Origin of the sequence: Pseudomonas fluorescens (genome assembly GCF_902497775.2) — a bacterium.
Lineage (GTDB): Bacteria > Pseudomonadota > Gammaproteobacteria > Pseudomonadales > Pseudomonadaceae > Aquipseudomonas > Aquipseudomonas putida_F.
Genome location: NZ_OZ024668.1, coordinates 2,422,593 through 2,443,488 on the forward strand (window position 1 = coordinate 2,422,593; position 20,896 = coordinate 2,443,488).

21 protein-coding genes are annotated in these 20,896 nt (G+C 60.2%); 14 read left to right on the forward strand and 7 right to left on the reverse strand.

Features of this window, described 5'->3' with window-relative positions:
* The first annotated feature begins 21 nt into the window (after positions 1–21).
* Positions 22–1,650 carry a fatty acid--CoA ligase gene (locus F8N82_RS11045; protein WP_038999374.1) on the forward strand — a complete coding sequence of 543 codons (1,629 nt, stop codon included), beginning with the start codon at positions 22–24 and terminating at the stop codon, positions 1,648–1,650.
* Between the two features lie 77 nt (positions 1,651–1,727).
* Here the strand turns inward: F8N82_RS11045 and F8N82_RS11050 are convergent, their stop codons facing one another.
* The gene (locus F8N82_RS11050; RefSeq protein WP_038995318.1) at positions 1,728–3,494 is read right to left on the reverse strand and encodes a GMC oxidoreductase; all 1,767 of its coding nucleotides are present in this window, start codon (positions 3,492–3,494) and stop codon (positions 1,728–1,730) included.
* 149 nt (positions 3,495–3,643) lie between these two features.
* The gene (locus tag F8N82_RS11055; protein ID WP_038995319.1) at positions 3,644–4,258 is read right to left on the reverse strand and encodes a LuxR C-terminal-related transcriptional regulator; all 615 of its coding nucleotides are present in this window, start codon (positions 4,256–4,258) and stop codon (positions 3,644–3,646) included.
* 114 nt (positions 4,259–4,372) lie between these two features.
* Here F8N82_RS11055 and F8N82_RS11060 point away from each other — a divergent pair, with 114 nt between their 5' ends.
* Positions 4,373–5,989, forward strand: a complete 1,617-nt coding sequence (locus tag F8N82_RS11060) for an ATP-binding response regulator (RefSeq protein WP_038995320.1) — start codon at positions 4,373–4,375, stop codon at positions 5,987–5,989.
* A gap of 7 nt (positions 5,990–5,996) precedes the next feature.
* Here F8N82_RS11060 and F8N82_RS11065 read toward each other — a convergent pair whose 3' ends face one another.
* Both F8N82_RS11065 and F8N82_RS11070 read right to left on the reverse strand, forming a co-directional pair.
* A complete protein-coding gene (locus tag F8N82_RS11065) occupies positions 5,997–6,314 on the reverse strand; it encodes a hypothetical protein (protein WP_038995321.1) in 318 nt (105 codons plus the stop codon).
* 159 nt (positions 6,315–6,473) lie between these two features.
* Positions 6,474–7,349, reverse strand: a complete 876-nt coding sequence (locus F8N82_RS11070) for a response regulator transcription factor (protein ID WP_038995322.1) — start codon at positions 7,347–7,349, stop codon at positions 6,474–6,476.
* Between the two features lie 179 nt (positions 7,350–7,528).
* On the opposite strand from F8N82_RS11070, the gene F8N82_RS11075 reads away from it, so the two are divergent.
* The 12 genes from F8N82_RS11075 (at position 7,529) to F8N82_RS11130 (ending at position 18,342) form a co-directional block, all read left to right on the forward strand.
* Entirely contained in the window at positions 7,529–7,720 is a 192-nt protein-coding gene (locus F8N82_RS11075; RefSeq protein WP_038995323.1) for a Flp family type IVb pilin, read from the forward strand.
* 651 nt (positions 7,721–8,371) lie between these two features.
* Positions 8,372–8,563 (forward strand): Flp family type IVb pilin, encoded by a 192-nt coding sequence (locus F8N82_RS11080; RefSeq protein WP_038995325.1) that lies wholly within the window; start codon positions 8,372–8,374, stop codon positions 8,561–8,563.
* Between the two features lie 29 nt (positions 8,564–8,592).
* Positions 8,593–9,111, forward strand: a complete 519-nt coding sequence (locus F8N82_RS11085) for an A24 family peptidase (protein WP_038995326.1) — start codon at positions 8,593–8,595, stop codon at positions 9,109–9,111.
* A gap of 14 nt (positions 9,112–9,125) precedes the next feature.
* A complete protein-coding gene (locus F8N82_RS11090; RefSeq protein WP_038995328.1) occupies positions 9,126–10,454 on the forward strand; it encodes an ATP-binding protein in 1,329 nt (442 codons plus the stop codon).
* 16 nt (positions 10,455–10,470) lie between these two features.
* Positions 10,471–11,274, forward strand: a complete 804-nt coding sequence (gene cpaB, locus F8N82_RS11095) for a Flp pilus assembly protein CpaB (protein WP_038995329.1) — start codon at positions 10,471–10,473, stop codon at positions 11,272–11,274.
* 109 nt (positions 11,275–11,383) lie between these two features.
* Positions 11,384–12,727, forward strand: a complete 1,344-nt coding sequence (locus F8N82_RS11100; RefSeq protein WP_038999375.1) for a TadE/TadG family type IV pilus assembly protein — start codon at positions 11,384–11,386, stop codon at positions 12,725–12,727.
* A gap of 8 nt (positions 12,728–12,735) precedes the next feature.
* The gene (locus F8N82_RS11105; RefSeq protein ID WP_038995330.1) at positions 12,736–13,206 is read left to right on the forward strand and encodes a TadE/TadG family type IV pilus assembly protein; all 471 of its coding nucleotides are present in this window, start codon (positions 12,736–12,738) and stop codon (positions 13,204–13,206) included.
* Positions 13,206–13,709, forward strand: a complete 504-nt coding sequence (locus tag F8N82_RS11110; RefSeq protein WP_038999376.1) for a TadE/TadG family type IV pilus assembly protein — start codon at positions 13,206–13,208, stop codon at positions 13,707–13,709. Before F8N82_RS11105 ends, F8N82_RS11110 begins: the two co-directional genes overlap by 1 nt.
* On the forward strand, positions 13,703–14,920 hold the full coding sequence (locus F8N82_RS11115) for an AAA family ATPase (protein ID WP_038995331.1): 1,218 nt from the start codon (positions 13,703–13,705) through the stop codon (positions 14,918–14,920). Before F8N82_RS11110 ends, F8N82_RS11115 begins: the two co-directional genes overlap by 7 nt.
* A 3-nt stretch (positions 14,921–14,923) precedes the next feature.
* Positions 14,924–16,357, forward strand: a complete 1,434-nt coding sequence (locus tag F8N82_RS11120) for a CpaF family protein (protein WP_038995332.1) — start codon at positions 14,924–14,926, stop codon at positions 16,355–16,357.
* A 2-nt stretch (positions 16,358–16,359) separates the two neighbouring features.
* Positions 16,360–17,346: a type II secretion system F family protein gene (locus F8N82_RS11125; protein WP_038995333.1), complete on the forward strand. Its 987-nt coding sequence runs from the start codon at positions 16,360–16,362 to the stop codon at positions 17,344–17,346.
* A 27-nt stretch (positions 17,347–17,373) separates the two neighbouring features.
* Positions 17,374–18,342: a type II secretion system F family protein gene (locus F8N82_RS11130; protein ID WP_038995334.1), complete on the forward strand. Its 969-nt coding sequence runs from the start codon at positions 17,374–17,376 to the stop codon at positions 18,340–18,342.
* An 87-nt stretch (positions 18,343–18,429) separates the two neighbouring features.
* Here the strand turns inward: F8N82_RS11130 and F8N82_RS11135 are convergent, their stop codons facing one another.
* From F8N82_RS11135 to F8N82_RS11145, 3 genes are read right to left on the reverse strand one after another with little or no spacing between them, the layout of a single operon-like run.
* Positions 18,430–18,690 (reverse strand): DUF3613 domain-containing protein, encoded by a 261-nt coding sequence (locus tag F8N82_RS11135; protein WP_038995335.1) that lies wholly within the window; start codon positions 18,688–18,690, stop codon positions 18,430–18,432.
* 2 nt (positions 18,691–18,692) lie between these two features.
* The gene (locus F8N82_RS11140) at positions 18,693–19,430 is read right to left on the reverse strand and encodes a tetratricopeptide repeat protein (RefSeq protein WP_038995336.1); all 738 of its coding nucleotides are present in this window, start codon (positions 19,428–19,430) and stop codon (positions 18,693–18,695) included.
* 26 nt (positions 19,431–19,456) lie between these two features.
* Positions 19,457–20,698, reverse strand: coding sequence for a type II and III secretion system protein family protein (locus F8N82_RS11145; RefSeq protein ID WP_038995337.1), 1,242 nt, complete (start codon positions 20,696–20,698; stop codon positions 19,457–19,459).
* Between the last annotated feature and the right edge of the window lie 198 nt (positions 20,699–20,896).

Genomic DNA, 20,896 nt, shown 5'->3' on the forward strand with positions numbered 1-20,896 from the left:
CACGTGACCACCACCCGCATCATGCCGCCGGCCCCCGGCGCCTACGGCTACCCGCTGCTGATCAAGCGCCTGCTGCTGTCTGGCGTGCGCTATCAACCCGGCCAGGAAATCGTCTACGCCGACAAGCTGCGTTACAGCTACACCACCTTGCTTGAGCGCATTCAGCGCCTGGCCAATGTGTTGAGCGCAGCCGGGGTGAAACCCGGCGATACCGTGGCCTTGCTCGACTGGGACAGCCACCGGGCGCTGGAGTGCTTCTTTGCCGTGCCGATGCTCGGCGCGGTGCTGCATACCGTCAACGTGCGGCTGTCGCCCGAGCAGGTGCGCTACACCATGAACCATGCTGAAGACCACCTGGTGCTGGTGCATGACGACTTCGTGCCGCTGATGGCCCAGTTGCGCGACCAGTTGCCGACGGTGAAGGGTTACCTGCGCCTGAGCGACGGCGCTGATGCCCGCAACGAACTGCCGCTGCTGGGCGAGTACGAAACGCTGCTGGCCGGCGCTGCTACGCACTTCGACTTCGCCGATTTCGATGAAAACTCGATGGCGACGCTGTTCTACACCACCGGCACCACCGGCAACCCCAAGGGCGTGTACTTCAGCCACCGCCAACTGGTGCTGCACACCCTCAACGAACTTGGCACCTTCGCCGCTTGCGGGGGCGAGCCGTTGTTGCGCTCGGGGGATGTCTACATGCCCATTACGCCGATGTTCCATGTGCATGCCTGGGGTGTGCCCTACGTGGCCACGGCCCTGGGTATCAAACAGGTTTACCCCGGCCGCTACGAGCCCAACCAGCTGGTGCGGCTGATGCGTGAAGAGCACGTGAGCTTCTCGCACTGCGTGCCGACCCTGTTGCAGATGATGCTCGACTGCGACGAAGGCCAGCGCACCGACCTCAGCGGCTGGAAGATGCTGCTGGGTGGCAGCGCCCTGACCCAGGGCCTGGCGGCGCGGGCCAGTGCCAGGGGCATTCGCGTGCACTGCGGCTATGGCATGTCCGAAACCTGCCCGCTGCTCAGCGTCACCCACCTCAGCGTTGAGGACCTGGCGCTGCCCATGCACGCGCAACTGCCGCTGCGTATCAACGCTGGGGTACCGATCCCGCTGGTGGACCTGCGCATTGTCGACGAACAGGGCGAGGAGGTGAGCCATGACGGCGAAAGCCTCGGTGAAATCGTCGTGCGCGCGCCATGGCTGACCCAGGGCTACCTCAAGGAGCCGGAGCAGGGCGCGGCACTCTGGGCCGGCGGCTGGCTGCACACCGGCGACATGGCCTGCATCAATGAGCGCGGCGTGGTGCAGATCCGCGACCGGATCAAGGATGTGATCAAGACCGGCGGCGAGTGGATCAGTTCGGTGGAGCTGGAGAACCTGATCAGCCAGCACCGCGGGGTCGACTCGGTAGCAGTGGTCGGCGTCGCCGATGCACAGTGGGGCGAGCAACCACTGGCGCTGGTGGTCTGCGTGGCCGGTGTCGAACTGGATCAGCCCACGCTGGCCCGGCACCTGCAGCCGTTCGTCGACAGCGGCCAGCTGAACAAATGGGCGATCCCGCGGCTGGTGCGGTTTGTCAGCGAGATTCCGAAAACCAGCGTCGGCAAGATCAACAAGAAGCTGATTCGCGAGAACCACTGCAACGCCTGACGGCGATGACTCGTCTTGCCCCGCGATGAAGACAACCCAATCGTGGGGCAAGTCGAGCCGTAGCGCAGCCTCTACAGTCAAACTTCAGTCAGGTCCGAGGTGGGCGGGTTGGCGGCGTTGACGCTGTCCAGTTGCTGGTCCGCCAGGTCCTGGGCCAGCGCCACCATGGTCATGGTCGGGTTCCACGAACCGCTGGCCGGCCACAGCGCACCGCCGGTGACGTAGACGTTGTGCACGCCATGGGGACGGTAATCAAGGCCCACCACGCCTTCGTCCTTGTCACCGATCCACAGGGTCGAGCCTTCATGCACCAGCCCGGCCACCCGGCGCTCAGCAATGCTTGGCCGTTGGCTGTTCCAGTGGCCCAGGTTCGGGTCGCCGTGCCAGTACTCGACCTTGCCTTCGGGGGCGAAGACCCGTTCCATCATCTGGAAGGTGCCTTCATCCATGGTGTCCCAGGTTTGCCGGTCGGTTTCGCTGGCCAGCACCTGCAGGTTGACGTTGGTGGTCGGGTCGTCCAGGCCGTTGAGGTGAAAGTGGTTTTCCGGGTTGCGAAAGTCAATCTCGCCGAGCACGGCGCAGACGAACACCAGGTAGTCCTTCGACGACTCCAGTTGCGCCATTGATGCGGTCGCCACCACATCAGGCATATAGCGCGCAGCTTTCTGCGCATTCTTCGCCGGTTCCCGGTCTGACAGCACTGACAGTTGCACGTGGTACTGCATACCGTTCTGCTTGTTCTTGCCGGCCAGGTAGATGGCCGCAAGCTCCAGCTCCGCCAGTTTGCCGGCGAACGGGTAGTCCTTGCGCGGCACCCGCGCGACCACCGAGGTGATGAAGTGGGCGGTGAAGCGATCGCCGGCACGCTTGATTTGCGGGAACGAGTTCATCAGCAAAGTCGCCGGCGGCAGGGTGCCCATGGCCAGGATCAGCTTGGCGTTACCAATATTGACTACACCGCGCGAGGTTTGCAGCGCCGTGGCCGCGCCATCTTGCTGGTGGATGCGCTCGACGATGCACTCGGTGATGATCCGCAGCGGGCTGCCAGCACCGGCAGCGGCCAGGTCGGCCTGTTTGCCGGCCAGCTCCATGATTGACGCCGGAGTCGAGAACTTGGCAAAGTCCACGCCACCGGCACGATCGGCGGCAGCGGCGAGTGGCGCTGGCAACCAGCGGGTGGCCGAGTCGATCTTGCCGATGTTGTGATCGAGCATTTTCTGCAGCTCAAGCTGCATGGCGCCATAGACCGGGCGTTGCTCGGTGACATGGGCGCGCACTTGCGGGTCGAGCTGGGTATCGATCTTGTCGGCCGGGATCACGTTGAGCAGCCTCTCGGCCGACTCGAACCGGGCTTCGGCAGCGGCGATGGTCTGCTCGGGCCAGAAGGCCATTTCATCCTTGGTCGGCCGCGGGCACCAGGCGCTCCACATGATGCTGCGGCCACCAAAGAACGGCACCATGCCGTGCTGCCAGCCGATGTTTCCGGGTGGCTGGTTGGCAGTACGCGCCGAGAGGGTCCAGGGGAAGGTTTCGGAGAAGCCGCCGAGGGTCTTCTGGTAAGGGATCGGCAGGTTCTGGAAGTGTTCGGGGAGGAAGAACGGCCCGCGCTCGACCATCAGGATCCGCGCCTTGGGGTTGCTGCTCAGGATGCGCTCGGCGAAGGCCAGGGAGCAGAAGCCGGTACCGATAATGATGAAATCGAACTGCTCCTCTTCGCGGACCTGTTTCCAGGCCGATTCAGAGAGAAAGAACACGTGGTCCAGTACCTTCTGGGCGTTGGGTGTTTGTGGACCGGGAGTAGGGTAGCCGTGACCGAAGTTGGTCGAACTGGTGACTGCGCTCATTGTTGCCTCCAATCATTGTTGGCAGAGGGTCTATCGTCCTTGTGCAGCGGTTGCAGCCCCGTGAACACGGCGCTGCGCTGCTAACGCTAGCAGAGCGAAGTGGCAATTCAAGATCACTTGGTCGGGGGCTAGGGGCCCCATCGTTGTATTCAGGCAACCCCTGAATACTTCACCGCAGCCGCCGCCCGCGATGGCACATTGAGGGTACGCAACAACGACGACACATGGATGCGCACGGTAAACGGCGATATATCCAGCGCGCGGGCGATTTCCTTGTTGGTCTTGCCCTGGGCAATCAGGCGCAACACTTCTTGCTGGCGCGCGGTCAGGGTGCTGGCGACGGCGCTGGTATCCAGCGGCAGCAACCCGGAGGGGGCAAAGCGCACCAGCACTTCACCTTCACGAATAGCCAGAATCGCCTGGCCAATCTCGTCCGGGGCGATGTTCTTGCCGATGAAACCGTCGATGCCAGCGGCCATCACCTCGCCAATCAGCTCCTCGTCATCGACCATCGACACCACGATCAAGGTGGTGCGGCGCAATTGCTGGCGCAGGTCGACCAACTGGCTGATACAGGTCAGCCCCGGGAAGCGTAAATCAAGGATCAGGGTGTCCGGCTCCGGGCCGCTTGCTATCAGGCTTAGTACGCGGTCGAAATCACCGGCCTCTTCGCTCAGGGCATCAGGCAACAGGCGCTGGACAGTACGTACCATTGCTTCGCGGAACAACGGATGGTCGTCGGCTATGATTATCCGGTATGCCATGGTGAGTGCCTCCCTGGGCCTGGCGTTCCTTACGGGCGTGCTACTTTACCACCGGGTACGGTCGCCGCCCGGTGTTCATGCTGGATATGACGACTGTCGCACAAGGATGTTCCGATGAAGTTCGAGAAAAACTCCGAGCTCGACCAGGCTAACCTGCGCATCATTGTCGCCTGCATTGCCGTGGTCTATATCAGCGCGCTGGGCTTTCTGCCCGGGCAGCGCTTTGCAACCTACCTGCCGATCGTGATCTACATCATCCTGTTCCTGCTGCTGTCGGTGGTCCTGCGCCAAGTCATCGTGCGCTGGCCGGGGGTGTATCCGGCGAGGCGTATTTTCAGCATGGTCCAGGACTACACCGGCACCTGTTTCGGCCTGGTGGTGGGCGGCGAGGCGGCGCTGCCGCTGTACGCGGTGATGGTCTGGGTCAACCTGGGCAACGGCATGCGTTTCGGCTCGCGCTACCTGGCGATCGCCACCGTCCTGGCCTTGGTGGCGCTGCTGTGCGTCTACCGGCTGACACCGTATTGGCAAGCGCAACCGTTCATGGTGCTGATGCTGATGATCACCAGCACGGTGATCCCGATGTACGCGCACCTGTTGCTCGAACGCACGCGCAAGGCTTCAGAACAAGCCACCGCCGCCAACCTGGAAAAGTCGCGGTTTCTGGCCCAGGCCAGCCACGACCTGCGCCAGCCCATTCACTCCATCGGCCTGTTCACCGCCTGCTTGCGCGAAGCGCACCTGGGTGAAGAAGAGCGCCGGCTGGTCGACAACATCGACCGCTCACTGCTCAACGTTTCGCAACTGTTTCGCTCGATTCTCGACCTCTACACCCTCGACAACGGACGCTTGCAGCCACGCTTGCAGAGCGTGCAACTGGGCGAGTTTCTTCAAGACCTGCTGCGCCAGAACGCCGAAGCGGCGCGCTGGGCCGGCGTGAAATTGCGCCTGCGCGCCGCTGAGCACTGGGTACAGGTCGACCCGGCGCTGCTGGCGACCATGGTCCAGAACGTGCTGTCCAACTGCTTCAAATACGCGCCGCAGCGGCCGGTACTGATCGGCGTACGCAAGCGTGGGGACGGGCTGGCCATTGTCATCTATGACCAGGGGCGTGGCATCGAAGCCGACGAGCTGCCCAAGGTGTTCGAGGAGTTCTACCGTGTGCGCCAGTTGCGCGACAAGGACGTCGAGGGCGTTGGCCTGGGCCTGTCGATCGTCAGGCGCCTGGGGCAGATGATGGCCATGCAGGTGGCGATACGTTCTCGGGTTGGCCACGGTACCGCCTTGAGTCTTGAGGGTTTGCGCGAGGTTGGCGCGCCCAAGCACCAGGTCTACCGCGAAGACGCGAGCCAGGTCGGCCTGCTGACTGGCTTGAAAGTGTGCCTGGTGGAGGACGATCGCAACGTGCTGCTGGCCACCAAGGCCTTGCTCGAACGCTGGGGCTGTGAGGTACAGGCCGAGCTGAATGGCAAGGACCTGGCCAGCGACTGCGACATCATCGTCGCCGACTATGACCTGGGCAACCACGCCACCGGCATCGAGTGCATCGACCAGTTGCGCGCGCAACGGGGCAGGGCGGTGCCGGCGCTGATCCTCACCGGGCATGAAGTGGAGAAGATCCAGGCGGCCCTGCACGACCGCCAGATCGCCATTTTGTCCAAACCGGTGCGCCCGGCGGAATTGCGCGCCACCCTGCGGGCATTGCGTGAGGTTGCTACAGAGCCGGTTTGACTCCGGATCAATAGCGCTGCAACGGATTCTGCGGCCGGCCACTGTTCTTGTTGTAGCATTGCGCCCCCATGCCCATGCCCATGGAGGCGATGCCGACCATGACGCCGCTTGGCAGCTCGCAGTTGTAATCCCCCGAAGCGGTACTGGCGATGTAATAGGTGGAGCTGTGGTCGCTGCGCACGTTGGAAATCTTGGTTACCGGCTCGCCGATGGTGGTCTGCGCAGTGGACTTGAGACGGTCTTCGTTGGGTTTCATGGTCTGGCAGCCGGCAATGGCGACCAGCAGGGCGCTGAGCAGGGTGATCTTGATGAATGCTGGTTTCATGGCGCTTCTTCCTTGGTGTTGTTGTGTTTTTGCAGACACGGTGATCCCTCGCGCCGCAACGCTGCGGCACTGGGGAACACTGGGGGTGAAGAGGAATATAGCGCCGGGAAAGTGCGGGGTCGATTAGCACAAACGGGCTAATGGCGCGTAGCCATCTCGTCAGCCTTTGGCACCCAGTCGCAGGCTTTCGACGACCTCCGAGAGCTCTTCCGTTGATGACGATTCTGCCCCGGAGCTTTCAGCTCGAGGCAGCTGGCGATACTCGCTAGGTGTACACCCGACGAATTGCTTGAAGGCACGAGCAAAATAAGAAGGGTCCTTGAATCCGACTTCGTAACCGATGCTGGTGATGGGCATCTGGCTGTTGTCGAGCAGCTCCCTGGCATAGTCCATCCGTTTGCTCAGGATGTACTCCATGAACCCCAGGCCATTCACTTCCTTGAACAGGCGGCTGAAGCGAAAGGTGGTCATGCCACAGCGCTTGGCCAATTCTTTCTGGTCGATGCTGTCGCGTAAATGCTGGTCGATGTAGAGCAATATGTTACTGAGTGCCTGGTGCTTGTGGTGTTCTGCGGTCAGCCGGATGCTGTCCGGCAGCGACGGGCCATGTTCGATCAGTGGCTTCTTGCTGGGGAAGTGAGTGCTGCGGCGCAGTTCGCAGAGTTGCTGCAGTGCGTGCAGAAAGCGGCTTTTTTCGCTGTTGCACAGGGGCAGCACGATGTACTCCCAGACCCGTGAGCGCATGGCCCATACGGCAAGCTCTTCAGAGTGCTGTACGGTGAACATGGCGATCGGTATCGAGGGGGACTTGTGCTTGATCTCCAGCAGCAGGTTGAGGCCTGGCATGTCGGGGCGGTCATAGTGGAGGCAGACCATGTCTGGCTGGCGCTCACCGGCAAGCTCGGACAACGCGGCTTTCTTGGCGATACGACATTCACAGGTCGGGCGAAAATGCGCGACCAACGCCTCGGCCGATCGATCCCGGGTGAGATCGAACCACAGCAGAAATGGCAAGTTGGCCGATTCAGGTTTCATCTTCTCATTCCTTCCTTGTTTCTCGTTCTCTCAACCTCGCCGGGCAGGCAGTGCTGCAAAATACTCCTAGTAATCAATAAAAAACTCCTAACCCCTCGTTAGGTCTCCTGACTAGGATTCAAACAGGCGGCACACTAAGTCTCCGCCTCGGTCAATAGAACTTAGATGAGGTGAGTAAAATGAATCTGCAATCGATCAAAACGTCGGTGCTGAAATTCATCAAGGACGAAGAAGGCCTGACTATTGTGGAATATGCGGTAGCGGGTGGTTTGATTACACTGGGTGCCGTGGCCGCTTTCGTGACACTGGGGGGGAACGTGAGTACCGCCATTACCAGTTTGGGTTGTGCCGTCAAAGGCACCACCTGCTAGTGCCCCAACCCCCATCGTCAGCCCCGACCAGAGCGCTAGCGGCATGCTTGCCTCTGGGTCGTGGCGGGTGAGGGACGTGGCGCGAGGATAAAAACGCATCATATGGACTCTGCCTGGTTGGTTAACCATGATCCCGTTCGGACAAGGTGGAGTCTTCTCAGCCGCGGCGCCGCGGGCTAAAGCCCTGGGTGCCGAGCCACCCCCAACAATCCAGTCTCGTGGTGCGTCAGACTTCACTGTCCTGGCCCCGCTCCTGATATTTCTTCCTCGTTGACCAGTATCGTCGTTGTGTTGCCTGCGCGCAGATCAAATCCTGATAAGAAAACCCTTGCTTAGACCGCATTGGCGAGATTTGTTTTCCGGTGCATTGGCGCTGTTTCGGCTCTTTGCAGGGTAACGGGATGCGACTGAGTTTCGCCTGCGATAAGGTCACAATGTTATGTAAGTTATTCACTATTGATCGCGTGCGTTAGTTTCAGCACGGGGGCGCTTTGTATTTTTTCTTGCGCGAGTAATACCGCAAAAAACGCGCAAAAAACTCCTAGCGTTGAGCAAAAAACTCCTAACCCCTGTGTTGTGCTTCTGACTAATGTTCACCCAGGCAGTACGAGAAGTGCTGCTCTAAAAAACAAACTGAATGAGGTGAGCAAAATGAATCTGCAATCGATCAAGACGTCGGTAGTGAAGTTCCTCAAAGACGAAGATGGCCTGACCATTGTGGAATATGCGGTGGCGGGTGGGTTGATCACCTTGGGTGCGGTCACCGCATTCACCACGCTGGGAACTAACGTAAAAACAGCCATTACCAGCCTGGGCTGTGCAGTCACCGGTAAAACTTGCTAACACCCCACCGTCCACAGAGGGTTGCAGTCATGAGCATGGAGCAATCAGTCGCTATTGCATCGTTGCTGGGGCTGCTGGGTATAGCGGTGCTGAGCGATCTTCGCCGTCACCGCATTCCCAACCTCTTGGTCTTGCTGGGCTTGGGTCTGGGCTTGGCCGGCCAGGTTTACACCTTGGGTGTTATCGGGTTCGGTTATGGGGCGCTGGGCATGCTGATCGGTTTTGCCGTTTTTCTCCCGATGTATGCCTTGGGGGGGATGGCGGCCGGCGATGTCAAGTTAATGGCCATGGTTGGCGCCTTTCTTACTCCGCTTGACGCCCTGTGGGCTGCGCTGTTCAGCCTGATAGCCGGCGGTCTATGCGGAATATTGATTGTCCTCGTGCGTGGTCAAGTACAGCAGACCATGGGGCGCTACTGGCTGATGTTGAGAGCCAGGGCCTATTTCTCGCCAGCGGTTGATGAAGTGGCAGGCAAACCCTTTCCCTATTCAGTCGCAGTCCTGCTCGGCACTTTGACCAGTGTCTTCTGGCTGCCCTTCGGCCAGTAGGTCAGGAGAACACTATGTACGCCATCAGCAACAGCAGCGTTTCTCACGATGAGCGCGAACAAGTTGTGCAGCGGCTGGCTCCACAGCCACGCACCATCCGTGAAACCGGGTTGGCGGACAACTTGCTCGGTGATCTGGTCTGCAAGCATCTGCACGATGCCGGTGTGCTGGACATGCCGCGGCTGGTGGAACGCCTGGCACTGACAGGCGCGGTACTCGAAGAAATACTGACCTTCCTGCGCAAGGACGGTCGGGTCGAAATTCTGGGGCAAAACGGTGGTCAAGCACTGCGCTATGGGCTGACTGAACGCGGTCGCAGCGCCGCCCGTGATGCATTGGCGCGCAGCGGGTATATCGGTGCGGCACCTTTTCCGGTGAGTCACTATCGTGCGCTGCTCAAAATGCAGACCATTCACCACGGTCGTATCAACGCCCAAGACATGCAACACGCCTTTGGCGGGGTGGTCCTGGCGCAAAGCATGCTCGACCAACTGGGTGTGGCGCTCAATTCTGGCCGTGCGATCATGATCTACGGGCCGGCGGGCACAGGCAAAACCTATATCAGCAGCCGCTTGATACGCCTGTTTGATGAAACCATCTGGGTACCGCATGCCATTGCAATCAACGATGCGGTGATCGAGATTTTCGATCCGCAGGTACACCGGCGCCTGGGTGGCGACGATGAACAGCAGAACAGTCTGCTGCTCGATGAAGGGGTCGATCGGCGGCTACTGCGCTGTGAACGCCCGATCATCATTACCGGCGGTGAATTGTGCATGGAGCAGCTGGATGTCCGCTACGACCCTTCCACGCGTCAGTACCAGGCTCCGTTGCAGCTCAAGGCCAGCAATGGCCTGTTTATCATCGATGACATGGGGCGCCAACGCATGTCGCCGGCCGAGCTGCTGAACCGCTGGATCGTGCCGATGGAAGAGAAGCGCGACTTCCTGAACCTGGGCGGTGGACGGCATTGTGAGCTGCCGTTCGACCTGATCCTGGTGTTTTCCACCAACCTCAATCCGCTGGAGCTGGCCGACGAAGCGTTTTTACGGCGCATTGGCTACAAGCTGCAGTTCGGTTACCTGAAACCCGAAGAATACGAACGTATCTGGCGCCAGGAGACCGAGCGACTGGGTATTTCTCACGACCCGCAGCTACTGCATTACGTGCTGCAGGAACTCTACGGCGTTGAAAACATGCCGCTGGTGCCTTGCCACCCCCGTGACCTGTTGAACATGGCCCTCGACCGCCAGCGTTACCTGGGCGGCACCGGGCCGTTGTCTGCGCAGGAGTTGGAGTGGGCATGGCACAACTATTTCGTACAGCTCGACTTCCTTGGATAGATAAGGAGACACCGCCATGAGTTCTCGTACTTTCATCTTGATTGCTTTGTCCGTGATCCTGGGGTTGGGCGCCGCCTGGATGGCCAACACCTGGCTCAGTGCCCGACTCAATGCCAGCCCCGACGATAATCAGCAGAACGTGGTGGTGGCCACCGTGGAAATCGCTTTCGGGCAAATGGTCGAGGCACAGCAGGTGACAGTGGTGCGCATGCCCAAGGACACGGTACCCGACGATGCCTTCGATGCCATCGACAAGGTCGTTGGCAAGATCGCCACATTCTCCATGTTGAGTGGCGATATCGTGCGCGGTGCACGTGTGGCCGAGCACTTGGGCGGGAGTACGCTGGCCTCGCTGATCGAACCCAACAAACGTGCAATTTCGGTACGCGTGGATGACGTGGTGGGGGTGGGCGGGTTCCTCTTGCCGGGCAATCGGGTCGATGTCCTGGCGACCAAACAGACAGGTAACAGCGGCAACGCCGAGTCCCGCACCATTCTGGAGGACTTGCGGGTACTGGCAGTGGACCAGACCGCCAGTACCGACAAGACCCAGCCGGTGGTCGTACGTGCAGTCACCCTGGAAATGACCCCCGATCAGGCAGAACTGCTGGTCAAGGGCATGACGGACGGGAAGCTGCAACTGGCCCTGCGCAATCCACTGGATAACAACAAACTGCCCGCGGTCGCCAAGCCGGTGGAGCTGGCCCAGGTTGCGCCAGTGCCACAGGTCAAGCAGATCGTTCAGCGCAAGGGCGGATCTGGCGTAAGTGGTATCACCCTGATCCGCGGTATCGAAGTCAAACGTGTCAACACCCTGTAGCTGACAGGCACAACCGTTGAAGGCATCGCCCGCCAGGTAGCGTCGTCGCTTGGCGGTGGTGGGCGACGGCACCCTGCAGATCAAGGTCGGCAGAACTCTGGAGGGCTTGATGATGAGAGCGCGTATCCAACAACCACTCAGCGCATTTCCAGGGCAACAGCGCGGAACGATTCTGGTGCTGGCCGTGATCGCCATGGCCGCCATCTTGTTGATGGGGGCGCTGGCGCTGGACGGCGGCCATATGTTGGTAAACAAGGCCCGCCTGCAAAATGCTGTCGATGCCGCAGCCCTGAGCGGGGCCAAGACGCTCAGCGAGGTATACGGCACGACCGGCGCCGCCAGCCTCACGCAAGCCGCGGCCCTGGCCACACTGACGCTTAATGCCAATGCCAGTGGCAACAAGGAACTGGCCAGCGCGATTGGCAATAATCTTTCCGGCTTCGCCACCGTGGAGCTGTCTGCCAGTGTCTATGGGCCTTTTTCCTTTCCGGGCCCGGCCAATGCGAGCTATGTACGGGTATCGGTCGCCAATTACCCGCTGAGCGGTTTTTTCTGGGGCATGTTGAAGGCGATCGGCGACGGCGTAGCCCCGGACAAGGCCGTGGCGGCGTTGGCCACCGCCGGCCCCAGCCCTGCAAGCCCGTGCGATATCACACCGCTGATGGTGTGTGGCGACCCGAGCAAGAACGACCCTGCTACCGGGATGTTCTGGGGGTTCAAGTACGGTGATTTGCAAGTGTTGAAAACGGCGGCGAACAACAGTTCGGCAATCGGCCCCGGCAATTTTCAGCTGCTCGACTTCGGCGCGGGTGGCAACACCGTAAGGCAAGGCCTGGCGGGCGGAATCAATCAGTGCAATAGCGTCGGCGACAACGTCCAGACCAAACCGGGCAACACTGTGGGGCCTGCCTCTCAAGGCCTCAATACGCGCTTCAACCAATATTCGGGTGGCCTCAGCGCTGCGGACTATCCACCGGACCTGGTGATTGCGGTCAACGACAAGTCGTTGACGTACACCGGTACACCGGAACAGATCCAGTACAACAATCAGGCCATCACCTCCACCAATGGCAACCTGGTCACGGCCAGTGGTGAAGCCCTGTACGACTACAACGACTGGGTACGGGCCTCTGCCGCGTGTGTTGCCGGCACCGGCGGCGGCTGCCTGGGCAACGGCGCGTTCGAGCGGCGGATTCTGAAAGTGGTGATCGGTAATTGCTCTGGCAAGAACGACGGGGCGTCGTCGATTCCGGTGTTGAGTTTCGGCTGCTATTACGTGCTGCAACCGGCAAATCAACAGGGCAGTTCGGCGCAGATATTCGGCCAGTTCGTCAAACAGTGCGAGGGCGACAATGTGCCCGGCCCTAATCCTGTCAACGACGCAGGCCCGCAGATCATTCAGTTGTACAAAACCTATATCGATAACAGCCAGACACCGAGTACCGACTCTTAGGAGGCCTTATGGGACACCGTGGACGCAAGACGCCGCAGGCCCAGCGTGGGCTGGCGATGGTGGAAATGGTGATTACGCTGCCACTGCTGTTGCTGATGCTGTTCGCCTTCGGCGAGTTCGGCCGCATGTTGTTCCAGTACAACAGCCTGATGCAAGCCAGTCGCGATGCCGGACGCTTTGTGGCTGGCCAGGCCTGGAACGCAACCTTGGGCAAGATCGAACTGAGCGACGCGCTTCGCACCCAGGCCCAAAACGTTGCGGTGTACGGCGTGCCTGCCAACCCCAATGGCTACCCGGCGGTGGTAACGGGGCTGACCACGGCAAATGTCTCGGTGGCGGCAGTGGGCACTGATCACGTCCAGGTCAGTATCAACTACACCTTTTTGCCGGTGATCGGTAGCGCACTACCTGCGTTCTATGGCCAGAGCGTACCGCTTGGCCTGACGTTGACCTCTACCGTGGTGATGAGGGCCTTATGATGAATCTCAAGCGTATGCGCGGTGTGTATGTCGTCGAGTTCGCGATTACCAGCCTGGTGTTTTTCATCTTGCTGTTCGGCGTGCTGGAAATGGGCCGGCTGTACTTCACCGTCAACGCGCTGAATGAAAGCGTTCGCCGCGGTGCTCGCCTGGCGGCGGTGTGCGATATCCATGACCCGGTCATTTTGCGTCGGGCCATTTTCAATGCGGCCAGTAACAGTGGTACGAGCAGTCTGATCGGCAACCTGGCCACGGCCAACCTGAACCTGGTCTACCTGGACGAAGACGGTGCGGTGGTCGCAAGCCCCGGCGACCTCAGCGGCGCCAGCGGCTTTCGTGCCATTCGCTACATCCAGTTACAACTGAGCAACTTCACCTTCAAGCTGTTGATCCCCGGGTTCGGTGGGGGGTTCACCCTGCCGGTGTACAGGTCGACCGTGCCGCGTGAAAGCCTTGGTCGGCAACCCGAGGCGGGAGTCACCCCGGAGATTACGCCATGCTAAATACCAAAGAAGCTCCCGTCGCCAGCGTGACTGAAAAAACAGGCATGCGCCTATTGATCAGTGGACGTGACGTGACTGCGTTGAACCATCTGAAAGCGTTGAGCCAGTGCCTGCCCAACCTGAACGTCAACACGCGCCTGGTCAGCAACGGTCACACCGACCCGCTGTATGGGCTGGAGCAGATGCCTGATTTGTTGTTGTTGCGGGTCAGCCACTTGTGGCGTGAAGAGCTGGCAGCCCTGCTGCAGCATCCGCTGAAAGAGCGGCCGCCATTGTTGGTGTGCGGCCCGTTGGATGAGCGTGAAGGCATGCGCCTGGCGATGCAGGCCGGCGCCCGCGACTTCTTGCCCGAGCCCGTGGCGGCTGACGAGCTGCAGGCGGCAATCAACCGTATGTTGATGGAGGTCCATGCCGAACAGGGCACAGGGGGCAAGCTGGTCGCGGTGATGAATGCCAAGGGCGGATCGGGCGCCACCATGTTGGCCTGCAATCTGGCTCATCAGCTCAGCATCCGCGGTGGCAGAACCCTGCTGCTGGACCTGGACCTGCAGTTTGGCACGGTGGCCCACTGCCTGGACGTGCTGCCGACACACAGCCACATGGAGGTGTTGAAGCAGGTCGACGAGCTGGACGGCATCGCCTTGCGCGGTTTCTGCAGCCACTTCAGCCCGACCCTGCATGTCCTCAGCGGCCGTACGGGTGAACTGTGCCTGTCGCAGGATGTTCGCCTGGAGCAACTGGAAAGCCTGTTGCGCCTGGCGCGCAGTACCTATGACTGGGTGGTGGTGGATTTGCCGCGGCAAATCGACCACCTCACGGGCGTCACGCTGGAGCAGGCGGACCGGATCTACATCGTGGTGCAGCAGAGCCTCAGCCATCTGAAAGACGGCACACGCCTGACGCGCATCCTGCGCGACGACCTCGGTGTGCAGAGCAATCGCTTGCAGGTGGTGGTCAACCGCTACAACAAAAACTCGCCGGTCAGCCTCAAGGACATTACCGAGGCCCTGCGCTGCACCGACGTGCAGAAGCTCCCCAACGACTATTCGGTGGTCAGTGAAAGCCAGAACAGCGGTATACCGCTGGAGGTCCACGCGCCACGTGCAGCCGTGACTTTAGCCTTGCGTGAGCTGAACCAGAACCTGATCGGGGTGGTGGCCAGCGAGCGGGGGCTGTTTAAACGTACCTTTAGCCGTTTGTTCGGAGGGTAAGCCATGCTCAGCGACTTTCGTAATCGCCTGCGTCAGCATTCCGGCAAAAATGCTCCGGCGCACGCAGAGGATGTACAGACCGGCAGTGAAAACAGCGTCAGTGTGCTCATGGCCTGGGAGGCCGCCATACCGGACGTGCTCTACGAAACCCGGACCAAGCTCAATCAGGTGGAGACCGAGTGGCGGGAGAAGATCTACCAATTGCTGCTCAAGGTCATGGACCTGTCATTGCTCGATTCCCTGGAGCCTGCCGAAGCGACGCGGCAGATCCGCGAGATCTGTCTGCGCCTGCTCGACGAGCACTCGGCGCCGGTCAGTGCCAGCAGCCGTCAATTGATCATCAAGCAGATCACTGACGAAGTGCTTGGCCTTGGCCCCCTCGAACCGCTGTTGGCCGACCACAGCGTGTCCGACATCCTGGTCAACGGGTTCGACTCGGTGTATGTCGAGCGGTTTGGCAAGTTGCAGAGAACCGATGTGCATTTTCGCGACAATCACCACCTGTTGAACATCATTGACCGTATCGTCTCCAGCCTGGGCCGGCGCATTGATGAGTCATCACCGCTGGTGGACGCCCGGCTGAAGGACGGTTCTCGGGTCAATGCCATCATCCCGCCCCTGGCCATCGACGGGCCGAGCATGTCGATCCGGCGCTTTGCCGTGGACCTGCTCAACACTGAAAGCCTGGTGAAAATGGGCACCCTGACCCCCTCCATTGCCCTGATGCTCAAGGCAATCGTGCGTGGGCGAATGAATGTGCTGATTTCGGGCGGTACCGGCAGTGGCAAGACCACCATGCTCAACGTGCTGTCCAGCTTCATCCCGCACAACGAGCGGATTGTTACCATCGAAGACTCGGCCGAGTTGCAATTACAACAGCCCCATGTGGTACGCCTTGAAACCCGTCCGGCAAATATCGAGGGCAGGGGCGAGGTGAGCCAGCGCGAACTGGTGCGTAACAGCCTGCGTATGCGGCCTGACCGTATCGTGATCGGTGAGGTGCGTGGCGCCGAAGCGCTGGATATGTTGACGGCGATGAACACCGGACACGACGGTTCGCTCACCACCATCCATGCCAACACCGCGCGCGACGCCCTGGGCCGGATCGAGAACATGGTCTCGATGACCGGTGCGACCTTTCCGATCAAGGCCATGCGTCAGCAGATCGCCTCGGCCCTCAGCGTCGTCGTCCAGCTGGAGCGTCAGGAGGATGGCACACGGCGCCTGGTCAGCGTCCAGGAGATCAACGGCATGGAAGGAGAAATCATCACCATGACCGAGATTTTCGCCTTCGTGCGCAACGGTATCGGTGAGCACGGTGAAGTCCTCGGCGAATTTCGCCCCACCGGCATGGTGCCGGCGTTTCGCGATGTGCTCGCCAGGCGCGGTATCGAACTGCCGCTCAGCCTGTTTCGGCCTGACTGGATGGAGGGATAGACATGAGCCAAATCCCCGGTGAATTTATTCTGGCGTTCCTCGGCATGGTGTTCACCGCCATGTTTCTGCTCAGTCAGGGCTTGGCGGTTCCAGTGTTTGGAGAAGCCAGCAAGGTGCGCAAACGTATCCGCAGCCGTCTGAACCTGCTGGAGACCGCCAACAACCAGGCGAACATGCAATCGGTGCTGCGCCAGAAATACCTGCGCCGCTTGTCACCGTTGGAAGCCCGTCTGGAGCAGTTGCCGGCGATGGAGGCGCTGGCACAGATGATTGAACAAGCCGGGCATGACTATCGCGCCTACCGGGTACTGCTGCTTGGGTTGGTCCTGGCGGTGGCAACCGGAATCGTGGTTTGGCTGTTCAGCCAACTCTGGTGGTTGGCTGTCCCTGCGGCCATCCTGGCGTTCTGGCTGCCGGTGCTGAAGATATCCCGCGACCGTGGCAAACGCTTCGCCCAGTTCGAGGAAGGCCTGCCCGATGCACTGGATGCGATGTGCCGGGCGTTGCGTGCCGGTCATCCGTTCAACGAAACCCTACAGCTGGTGGCCGAGGAGCATAAGGGGCCGGTCGCCCATGAGTTCGGCCTGACGTTCGCCGACATCAACTACGGCAACGATGTGCGTCGGGCCATGCTGGGCCTGCTCGAACGCATGCCGAGCATGACCGTGATGATGCTGGTGACAACGGTGCTGATCCACCGCGAAACCGGCGGCAACCTGACGGAGGTGCTGGAACGGTTGAGCAGCCTGATTCGTGGGCGCTTTCGTTTTCAACGCAAGATCAAGACATTGTCGGCCGAAGGGCGCATGTCGGGTTGGATTTTGGTCTCCGTGCCTTTTGTATTGTCTGCGGCGATTGTACTGTCCAGCCCGACCTACCTGCCCATGCTGCTCAACGAGCCCCTGGGCCAGAAAATGGTGATCGGGGCATTTGTGGCGATGCTGATCGGGATTTTCTGGATCCGCAAAATTATCCGCATCCAGGTTTGAACATCGCCAGGTGTCAAGGAGGGGGTCATGAACTATCTGCTGAGTCTGATCAACAGTGTGGTGGGCGACGAGCAGTTGGCGCGCCTGTTGTTCGCAGGGGCCATCGGCCTGAGCGTAGTGCTCGCGCTGGCAACGGTGGTGTTGCTGGTGCAGGGGTTGCAAGACCCGGTACAGCGCCGTCTTTTGCTGATTAAACGCAGTCATGGCGGGGAGAGTTACGGGAAAAGCACGCCCAGCAACCTGCAGCTGTTGCTGGAGAACGTCGGCCAGCGCTTTTCTTCGGTAGAGGAGGGCCAGCCTTCGGCGACCCGAACGCTGCTGACCCATGCCGGCTATCGTTCGCACGCAGCGGTGCAGATGTACTGGGCGATTCGCCTGTTGCTGCCATTGGCCATGGTGGGCCTTACGGTGCTGGCATTGCCGCTGATTCCGAAATTGTCGCTACTCCTCGGTATGGTCGTGCTGTTAGTGACGCTGGGTGTGGCATGGCTGTTGCCGTCCATTTATGTCAACGCGCGCAAACAGGCACGGATGACCCGTTTGCTCGTCGCCTTCCCGGATGCCCTGGACCTGATGGTGGTGTGTGTCGAGTCGGGCCTGGCCTTGCCCCAGGCGATCGAGCGGGTATCCGAGGAAATGGCGGTCAGCCAACCCGATCTGGCCGTGGAGCTGGCGCTGGTCAATTCCGAAGTCCGCGCGGGGATCCCCAGTACCGAAGCGCTCAAGCGCCTGGCCGAACGGACTGGCCTGGAAGACATTCGCGGGCTGGTCAGCTTGCTCGCGCAGAGCATTCGCTTTGGTACCAGTGTCGGGGCGACCTTGCGCATCTACGCTGAAGAGTTTCGTGACCGGCGTACCCAGTTGGCGGAAGAGAAAGCGGCAAAAATCGGCACAAAACTGATGTTCCCGTTGATTTTCTGCCTATGGCCGAGCTTTTTCCTGGTGGCTATCGGCCCAGCAATCATTGGCGTGTTCAAGGTCTTCGGGAAGTTGTAGGCAGAGGCGGGTAAGCATCAGCGACTTGGGGCCTCTGCCCCCAGCGGGCAAACCCGCTGGGGGCAGAGGCCCCAATGCTGTTATGGGTTACTTGCGATTTGAGCTGGAGTATTCCTTGTAGAATTGCGGGATGACATGTTTGTAACTCTCCAGCCAGCGTTGCAGGCTCAGGTCCCGCTCGATGGCCGCCGCTGTTTGCGGGATAGGCGAAACGACCTGACCGCGAGACTGCAGCAGTAACCAGGCTTCGGTTTCCTGCTGTTGTGGCGATGAAGGGCCGGGTTCGATGGCTTGGGCTGCGAGGGGAAGAAGCAACAGTCCCAGGCAGCTGAGTATGTTCTGTTTCATCACTACCTCTGCGTTGTTGGCGGATTGACACCGGATGGCGCCGGATCGAGCGCCGTTGCTACCCGATCACTGGGCACTGCTACGGCCTTGGCCGAGCTTTTGAGTTTTTCGGCGCGTACCTGGGCTTCGCTGACTTGTTCGGGGCTCAAGCCCATACGACTGACCAATTCCGAGGCTTGCTTCCAGTTACCTTGATAAATCAGCAAGGTCACCAGATTGACCGCCGCCAACTGATCGGACTGCTTCAATTCCATGGCGGTGATGAACTCAAAACGTGCCTCTTTAAGCTTCAGTTGCTTGAGGTAGACCACGCCCAGGTCGTTGCGAATCTTCTCGTCAGTGGGGGAGAGTTGAGCGGCCCGCTGCAAATGCTTTAGCGCCTGCTCGGTGTCGGTGTGCGCGGCGGCCAATTGGCCCAGGCCGTGTTCCCCTTCGGCGGCGAGACAAGTGCCCAGTAAACTGCGATACAACGGCTCGGCCTCGTTTTGCCCAAGCATGCGGTAGATCTTGGCCTTGCGCAGGCGCACGGCCGCGAGGTCAGGCGGCAGGTTTTGCAGATTGGCCAAGCCTGCGTGCAACTTGCCGTCACTGATCATGTCATCCGCCATACTCAACGACAGCTCCTGATCCGGGCTTGGCTTGGCGCACGAGGCCGAACCCAGTCCGGACCATTGTGCGCCACCCTCTGTGGCACAGCCGCTGAGCATCAGCAGTCCCAACGCAGCAATCATTGTCTTCATTCTGTGCTCCTGCAATGTCCTGATGCTCATTTCGACAAGCCGCTGAGCTTGTCGAAGTTACCGTCTTCGAGGAAATACATACGGAACCAGTTCGGGTCGTAATTACGCAGTTTTTCACCCGGTAACGAAGGCAGTCGGGCGTTCGCCGCCAGCGGTTGAACCAGGCGCGGGGTCACGATCATCAGCAGCTCCTTTTCCTCGCGGCTGATAGTGGAATCGCGAAAGAACGCCCCGAGGATCGGAACGTCGCCCAGGCCAGGAAACTTGCTCACCGATGAGGTGTTGGTCGAACTGATCAGGCCGCTGATCACGAAGCTTTCGCCGTCTGCCAGAGAAATACTGGTGTCAGTGCGGCGCACCCTCAACCCGGGAACGATAAAGTCCTGGATCCTCACGCCATTCTCATAGTCAAGTTCACTGACTTCCGGTGCCACCTTCAAGGCGATTCGATCGCGCCCAATGATGGTTGGCGTCAGGGTCAGGCGAATCCCGAACTCTTTGTACTCAATGGTGACCGTGTCGCTGCCACTGCTGGGCACCGGGATAGGCACCTCGCCGCCGGCAAGGAAACTCGCACTCTGGCCACTCAGCGCCACCAGGCTCGGACGCGCCAGGGTATAGGCAAAGCCACTGCCTTCGAGCGCGTTGATCAAGCCAAGCACGTTGCCGCCACCAAAGCCGATATTGAAACTGCCATTATCCAGCGGGATACGGGCTGCCGTGTTGCCAAGCTGGCCGGGCGACACGGTCACCAGGGGGACAGTGCCGGGGGAGCCAAACAGAAAGCTGCCGCCTTTGCCGAAGATCGACGTGCTGGCCTCTTTCAACTTGGTACGACTGACTTCGACAAAGCGGATATCGGTCTGTACCTGGCTGGGTAGCATTGGGTCTTCCGAGGGCGGCAACACCGTGCTCACCAGCGAACCGGCGCCTTTGCCCTGGACAAACACCATGCTCTGGCGAGGTGAGCTGGAGCATGCGGTCCAGACCATCAGGCTGGTAGCGCCGGGGGCAACACCGGTCACCAGGAAGTCCTTATTGTTATTGAGGTGCACGTCGGCGATTTTCGGATCGCCGACAGCCAATCGAGTGATGGCCACCTCCGACCCCATCACCGTTTGCATGCCTTCACCGACTTCGAGTACGGCGGGTAGGGGGGCCAATGTTGAACAATTGCCGGGGGCTGCCAGGGCCATACTGGCAGGTAATCCAGTGAAAACCAAAGTCCACGCAACTCGCTTGAGTACTTGCACGTAATCATTGTTCATTCACTGCTTCCTTGTCTGGTTCAGGTCTGGTTGTTACGGATTGCTTACACCTGTTGTTTGTCTGGCGATCCCGAGCGGGGACTGCACTTCTGGTTTGAATAACCGTCCTTGATATTTGACGTTAGCGTAGAAAGGTCAAAATGCTATGAATTGTAAAAAAACGATTCCCAGCCGGACTACCTTCAACAGCCCCTGAAT

Excerpts from the sequence above, each read along its gene's own strand:
- F8N82_RS11075 (WP_038995323.1), top strand. The coding sequence starts at position 7,529 with ATGAATCTGCAATCGATCAAAACGTCGGTGCTGAAATTCATCAAGGAC.
- F8N82_RS11110 (WP_038999376.1), top strand. The coding sequence starts at position 13,206 with ATGAATCTCAAGCGTATGCGCGGTGTGTATGTCGTCGAGTTCGCGATT.
- F8N82_RS11130 (WP_038995334.1), top strand. The coding sequence starts at position 17,374 with ATGAACTATCTGCTGAGTCTGATCAACAGTGTGGTGGGCGACGAGCAG.
- F8N82_RS11100 (WP_038999375.1), top strand. The coding sequence starts at position 11,384 with ATGATGAGAGCGCGTATCCAACAACCACTCAGCGCATTTCCAGGGCAA.
- F8N82_RS11115 (WP_038995331.1), top strand. The coding sequence starts at position 13,703 with ATGCTAAATACCAAAGAAGCTCCCGTCGCCAGCGTGACTGAAAAAACA.
- F8N82_RS11135 (WP_038995335.1), bottom strand. The coding sequence starts at position 18,690 with ATGAAACAGAACATACTCAGCTGCCTGGGACTGTTGCTTCTTCCCCTC.
- F8N82_RS11055 (WP_038995319.1), bottom strand. The coding sequence starts at position 4,258 with ATGGCATACCGGATAATCATAGCCGACGACCATCCGTTGTTCCGCGAA.
- F8N82_RS11105 (WP_038995330.1), top strand. The coding sequence starts at position 12,736 with ATGGGACACCGTGGACGCAAGACGCCGCAGGCCCAGCGTGGGCTGGCG.
- F8N82_RS11050 (WP_038995318.1), bottom strand. The coding sequence starts at position 3,494 with ATGAGCGCAGTCACCAGTTCGACCAACTTCGGTCACGGCTACCCTACT.
- F8N82_RS11145 (WP_038995337.1), bottom strand. The coding sequence starts at position 20,698 with ATGAACAATGATTACGTGCAAGTACTCAAGCGAGTTGCGTGGACTTTG.
- F8N82_RS11065 (WP_038995321.1), bottom strand. The coding sequence starts at position 6,314 with ATGAAACCAGCATTCATCAAGATCACCCTGCTCAGCGCCCTGCTGGTC.
- F8N82_RS11085 (WP_038995326.1), top strand. The coding sequence starts at position 8,593 with ATGAGCATGGAGCAATCAGTCGCTATTGCATCGTTGCTGGGGCTGCTG.
- F8N82_RS11090 (WP_038995328.1), top strand. The coding sequence starts at position 9,126 with ATGTACGCCATCAGCAACAGCAGCGTTTCTCACGATGAGCGCGAACAA.
- cpaB (WP_038995329.1), top strand. The coding sequence starts at position 10,471 with ATGAGTTCTCGTACTTTCATCTTGATTGCTTTGTCCGTGATCCTGGGG.
- F8N82_RS11125 (WP_038995333.1), top strand. The coding sequence starts at position 16,360 with ATGAGCCAAATCCCCGGTGAATTTATTCTGGCGTTCCTCGGCATGGTG.
- F8N82_RS11140 (WP_038995336.1), bottom strand. The coding sequence starts at position 19,430 with ATGAAGACAATGATTGCTGCGTTGGGACTGCTGATGCTCAGCGGCTGT.
- F8N82_RS11080 (WP_038995325.1), top strand. The coding sequence starts at position 8,372 with ATGAATCTGCAATCGATCAAGACGTCGGTAGTGAAGTTCCTCAAAGAC.
- F8N82_RS11120 (WP_038995332.1), top strand. The coding sequence starts at position 14,924 with ATGCTCAGCGACTTTCGTAATCGCCTGCGTCAGCATTCCGGCAAAAAT.
- F8N82_RS11060 (WP_038995320.1), top strand. The coding sequence starts at position 4,373 with ATGAAGTTCGAGAAAAACTCCGAGCTCGACCAGGCTAACCTGCGCATC.
- F8N82_RS11045 (WP_038999374.1), top strand. The coding sequence starts at position 22 with ATGCCGCCGGCCCCCGGCGCCTACGGCTACCCGCTGCTGATCAAGCGC.
- F8N82_RS11070 (WP_038995322.1), bottom strand. The coding sequence starts at position 7,349 with ATGAAACCTGAATCGGCCAACTTGCCATTTCTGCTGTGGTTCGATCTC.